We start from the raw sequence: 4,768 nt of genomic DNA on the forward strand, positions 1-4,768 counted from the left end.
GGGGTGCGGCAGGCCTATACGGCCGGGGTGAAGGGGATGGCGGGCCGGCTGGCGGCGCTGCTGCCCGAGGGCGAGGAAGCGCTGGCGGCGGTGGCGCTGCTGACCGGGGCGCTCACCCTGGCGCGGGCGGTGGACGATCCGGAGTTGTCGGATCGGATTCTGTCCAGTGCGCTGAGGAAGATTCTTCAGGAGAAGTAAGAAGCTGGGGGCATTGAATGCCCCCAGACCCCCACATTCATTTTGCGTCCCGCCTCAGGCCCCAAGGTGCCAAAGAATGGCGGGGTCCGGGGTGATACTATCACCCCGGCGGGGGTGCAGGGGGCGGAGCCCCCTGCTGCTTGCCTGCCTTACTCTGCTGCCACCACCTGGCTTGTCTTCTTCTCCCGCCCCGCCATGGCCCGCGCCACGACGTAGAAGAGCGGCGTGAAGGCCAGGCCGAAGATGGTCACGCCCAGCATGCCGGCGAAGACGGCGGTGCCCAGGCTCTGCCGCATCTCGGCGCCCGCGCCGGTGGCGATGGCCAGCGGCAGCACGCCCAGGATGAAGGCCAGCGAGGTCATCAGGATCGGCCGCAGGCGGGTGCGGGCGGCGGCCTCGGCGGCCTGCCAGCGGGTCATGCCCTCCTCCTCCGCGCTGCGGGCGAACTCGACGATCAGGATGGCGTTCTTGGCGGCCAGGCCGACAAGGACGACCAGCCCGACCTGCACCAGCACGTTGTTGTCGAGGCCGCGCCACAGCACGCCGGCCAGCGCCGCCAGCACCGACATCGGCGCGATCAGCACCACCGCCAGCGGCAGCAGCCAGCTCTCATAGAGCGCGGCCAGCAGCAGGAAGACGAAGACCACGGCCAGGCCGAAGGCGATGGGGGCGGTGTCGCCCTGCGTCGTCTCCTGCAGCGCGATCTCGGTCCATTCATAGGCGAAGCCGTCCGGCAGCTTCTCGGCCAGCAGGCGCTGCATGGCGGCGAGCGCCTGGCCGGTGGAGACGCCGGGCTTGGCCGCGCCCTGGATCTCCGCCGCCGGGTAGAGGTTGTAGCGCGGCATGCGGTAGGGCGCGGTGTCGTCGCTGAAGCTGGCCAGCGCGCCGATCGGCACCATGTCGCCGGCGTCGTTGCGGGTGCGCAGCAGGGCGACGTCGCGCGGCGTCAGGCGCTGCTCCTCCTCGGCCTGGGCGGTGACCCGGTAGGTGCGGCCCAGGATGTTGAAGTCGTTGACGAAGGCCGAGCCGAGATAGACCGACAGCGCCTCGGAGACGCGCGACAGCGGCACGCCCAGCATCTCCGCCTTGCTGCGGTCGACCTCGGCATGCAGGGTCGGCGTCGCGGTGTTGAACAGGGTGAAGGCCATGGCGATCTCGGGCAGGCCATTGGCCGCGCCGACGATCTCGTTGGTCGCAGCCTCCAGCGCGCGCGGGCCACGGCCGCTGCGGTCCTGCACATAGAGCTTGAAGCCGCCGCCGGTGCCGATGCCGGAGACGGAGGGCGGCGGGATGACGAGGGCCATCGCCTCGCGCTCCTCGCCCAGCTTGGCCTGCAGCTGGCCGAGGATGGCGCCGTATTCGATATGCTGGGCGATGCGCTCCTCGAAGGGCTTGAGCGTCACGAAGATCACGCCGGAATTCGGCGCATTGGTGAAGGTGGCGCCGTCGAAGCCGACGAAGGCGACCGCGCCCTCGACGCCCGGCACCGTCATCACCGTCTCCGAGGCGCGGCGGACCACGGCGTCGGTGCGGGCCAGGCTGGCGCCCGGCGGCAGCTGGAAGGCGGCGATCAGATAGCCGCGGTCGAGCGGCGGGATCAGCCCGGTCGGCGTGGTCCGCACCGTCTGCCCGGTCAGCACCAGGAGGCCGGCGAAGAGCACCAGCATCACGGCGCCGAGGCGCACCAGGCGCCGCGTCAGCGCGCCATAGCCGTTCGACATGGCGTCGAACATCCGGTTGAAGCCGCGGAAGAACAGGCCGAAGGGCGCCGCGATCCAGGCGCGCCAGCCGGTCGCCTTGTGGTGGCTGTGCGGCTTCAGCAGGAGGGCGGCCAGCGCCGGCGACAGGGTCAGCGAGACGAGGGCCGAGATCAGCGTCGCCACCGCGATGGTCACCGCGAACTGGCGGTAGAAGGCGCCGGCGATGCCCGAGATGAACGACGTGGGGACGAAGACGGCGCAGAGGACGAGGGCGATGGCCAGCAGCGCGAAGCCGACCTCGTCCATGGTGAGCTCGGCGGCCTTCTGCGGCGTCATGCCCTCGGCGAGATGCCGCTCGACGTTTTCCACGACCACGATGGCGTCGTCGACGACGATGCCGATGGCCAGGATCAGGCCGAACATGGACAGCGTGTTCAGCGACAGGCCGAGCATCGACATCGCCGCGAAGGTGCCGACGATGGAGACCGGGATGGCCAGCAGCGGGATCACCGCCGCGCGCCAGGACTGCAGGAACAGGATGACGACGACGACGACCAGCAGGATCGCCTCGATGAAGGTGTGCAGCACCGCCTCCATCGACTGGGCGATGAAGCGGGTGGTGTCATAGACGATGCTGTATTGCAGCCCGGGCGGGAAGCGCTGCGACAGCTCCTCCATGGTGGCGCGGATGCCGTCGGCGGTGGCCAGCGCGTTGGAGCCGGGGCGCTGGAAGATCGGGATGGCGGTCGCCGTCTGGTTGTTCAGATAGGCGTTGACCGTGTAGTCCTGGCTGCCGAGCTCGACGCGGGCGATGTCGCGCACCCGCACCGGGGCGCCGCCCTGGTTGGTGGCGACGACGATCTCGCCGAACTGCTCGGGCGAGGCGAGGCGCCCCAGCGCCTCGACATTGACCTGGAAGGCCTGGCCATGGCCGGCGCCGGTCGGCGGCTGGTTCAGCCCGCCGGCAGCGACCTGCAGATTGGCGCGCTGCAGGGCGGCCACCACCTCGCCCGGCGTCAGGCCGCGGGCGGCGACCTTGGCCGGGTCCAGCCAGACGCGCATGGAGTAATCGCGGGCGCCGAAGATCTGCACGTCGCCGACGCCATCCAGCCGGGCCAGCCGGTCGCGCACGTTCAGCGTCGCGTAGTTCGAGACATATTGCTGGTCGCGCGAGCCGTCGGGGGAGAGCATGTGCACGACCATCAGCAGGTCGGGCGAGGCCTTGCGCACCTGCAGGCCGAGGCGGCGCACCTCCTCGGGCAGCCGCGGCTCGGCCACGGCGACGCGGTTCTGCACCAGCACCTGGGCGGAATCCACGTCGGTGCCCTGGCGGAACACCACGGTCACCGTCAGCCTGCCGTCGCCGGTCGATTGCGAGCCGAGATAGAGCATCCCGTCGACGCCGTTGATCTCCTGCTCGATCGGCGTCGCCACCGTCTCGGCGATGGTCTGGGCCGAGGCGCCGGGATAGGTGGCGGTGACCGTCACCGTCGGCGGCGCGATCTCGGGATATTCGCTGATCGGCAGGCCGAAGCCGGCGATGCCGCCGACCAGGGTGATGGCGATCGAGATGACGGCCGCGAAGACCGGCCGCTTGATGAAGAATTGCGCGAAGCGCATGGGGGCATGTCCCGCTGGAGGAGGGGCCGGCTCAGCGCGCTTCGGCGAGCCGCGAGGGGGCGCCCGGCTGGCCGGGCTGGAGCGGCGCGGCCTCGGCGGTCACCTTGGTGCCGGGGCGGGCGCGGTGCAGGCCGGCCACGATGACGCGGTCCTGGGCCGAGAGGCCGCTGCGCACCACGCGCAGCCCGTCGATCACCGGGCCCAGCGCCACGGGCTTGGGCACCACCGTGCCATCGGCTGCCACCGTCATGACGACGCGGGCGGCCTGGTCGGCGGCGATGGCGGCGTCCGGCAGCAGCAGCGCCTCGCCCTCGCCGGCGCGCAGCCGCAGGCGGGCGAAGCTGCCGGGCGTCAGGAACATGTCGGCATTGGCCAGCAGCGCGCGCGCCCGCATGGTGCCGGAGCGCGGGTCGATGGCGGTGTCGACGAAGTCGAGCTGCCCGACACGCTCCCAGTTCGTCTCATCCGCCAGCCGCAGCCCGACGCGGGCGCCTTCGCTGCCGGCACGCGCGACGCCTGCGCGGGACAGTCGGAGAAAATCGGCCTCGCTGATGTCGAAGGTGGCGTAGATCGGGTCCAGCGCCAGGATGGTGGTCAGCAAGGTGCCGCTCTGCTGCACCAGGTTGCCGGCATCGACGCGGCGGTCGGAGACGCGGCCGGCCTGGGGGGCGCGCACCTCGGTCCAGCTGAGCTCCAGCTCGGCCTGGCGCAGTTGGGCGCGGGCGGCGGCGATGGCCGCCTGGGCGTCGCGCTGCGCGGCGCGGCGGCTGTCGAGCTGCGCCTGCGGGGCGATGCGGTCGCGCACCAGCGGCGCCGTGCGGTCGATGTCCTGCTGCGCGAGATCCAGCCGCGCCTGCGCCTTGGCGAGCTCGGCGCGGGCGCTTTCGACGGCGATCTCGAAGGGCCGCGGGTCGATGGTGAAGAGCAGGTCGCCCGCCTTCACCAGCTGGCCGTCGCGGAAATGCACCTGCTCGACCTGGCCGGAGACGCGGGCGCGCAGCTCGACCCGGGCCGAGGGCTCGAGGCGGGCGATATGCTCCTCCCATTCGGTAACGCGGCGCTGCACGGGCTGGGCAACGGTGACCGAGGGGGCAGGCTGGGCAAAGGCGGGGGTGGAGAGGGAGAGCGGGGCCGCCATGGCGAGGGCCAGCAGCGGAAGGGTCTTGCGGAAGGGGGTCGGCATGGCCAATCTCCTGGGCCGGATGATACCGACCGGTTCGTCCCTATTGATACGAACCGGTCGGTATCAT

The 4,768-nt window shown here is 71.4% G+C and carries 3 protein-coding genes; 1 reads left to right on the top strand and 2 read right to left on the bottom strand.

Annotation, left to right across the window (positions count from 1 at the left end; translation table 11 throughout):
* A partial coding sequence (locus BKE38_RS32535) for a hypothetical protein (protein WP_420014343.1) occupies positions 1-198 on the top strand: 198 nt, incomplete at its 5' end.
* A 149-nt stretch (positions 199-347) separates the two neighbouring features.
* Here BKE38_RS32535 and BKE38_RS27910 read toward each other — a convergent pair.
* On the bottom strand, positions 348-3,518 hold the full coding sequence (locus tag BKE38_RS27910; protein ID WP_076960426.1) for an efflux RND transporter permease subunit: 3,171 nt from the start codon (positions 3,516-3,518) through the stop codon (positions 348-350).
* A 31-nt stretch (positions 3,519-3,549) separates the two neighbouring features.
* On the bottom strand, positions 3,550-4,701 hold the full coding sequence (locus tag BKE38_RS27915; RefSeq protein ID WP_076960427.1) for an efflux RND transporter periplasmic adaptor subunit: 1,152 nt from the start codon (positions 4,699-4,701) through the stop codon (positions 3,550-3,552).
* Positions 4,702-4,768: the final 67 nt, after the last annotated feature.

Source organism: Teichococcus deserti (genome assembly GCF_001982615.1).
Classification (GTDB): domain Bacteria; phylum Pseudomonadota; class Alphaproteobacteria; order Acetobacterales; family Acetobacteraceae; genus Pseudoroseomonas; species Pseudoroseomonas deserti.

Coding starts and splice junctions, on each gene's coding strand:
- BKE38_RS27910 (WP_076960426.1), bottom strand. CDS start 3,518: ATGCGCTTCGCGCAATTCTTCATCAAGCGGCCGGTCTTCGCGGCCGTC.
- BKE38_RS27915 (WP_076960427.1), bottom strand. CDS start 4,701: ATGCCGACCCCCTTCCGCAAGACCCTTCCGCTGCTGGCCCTCGCCATG.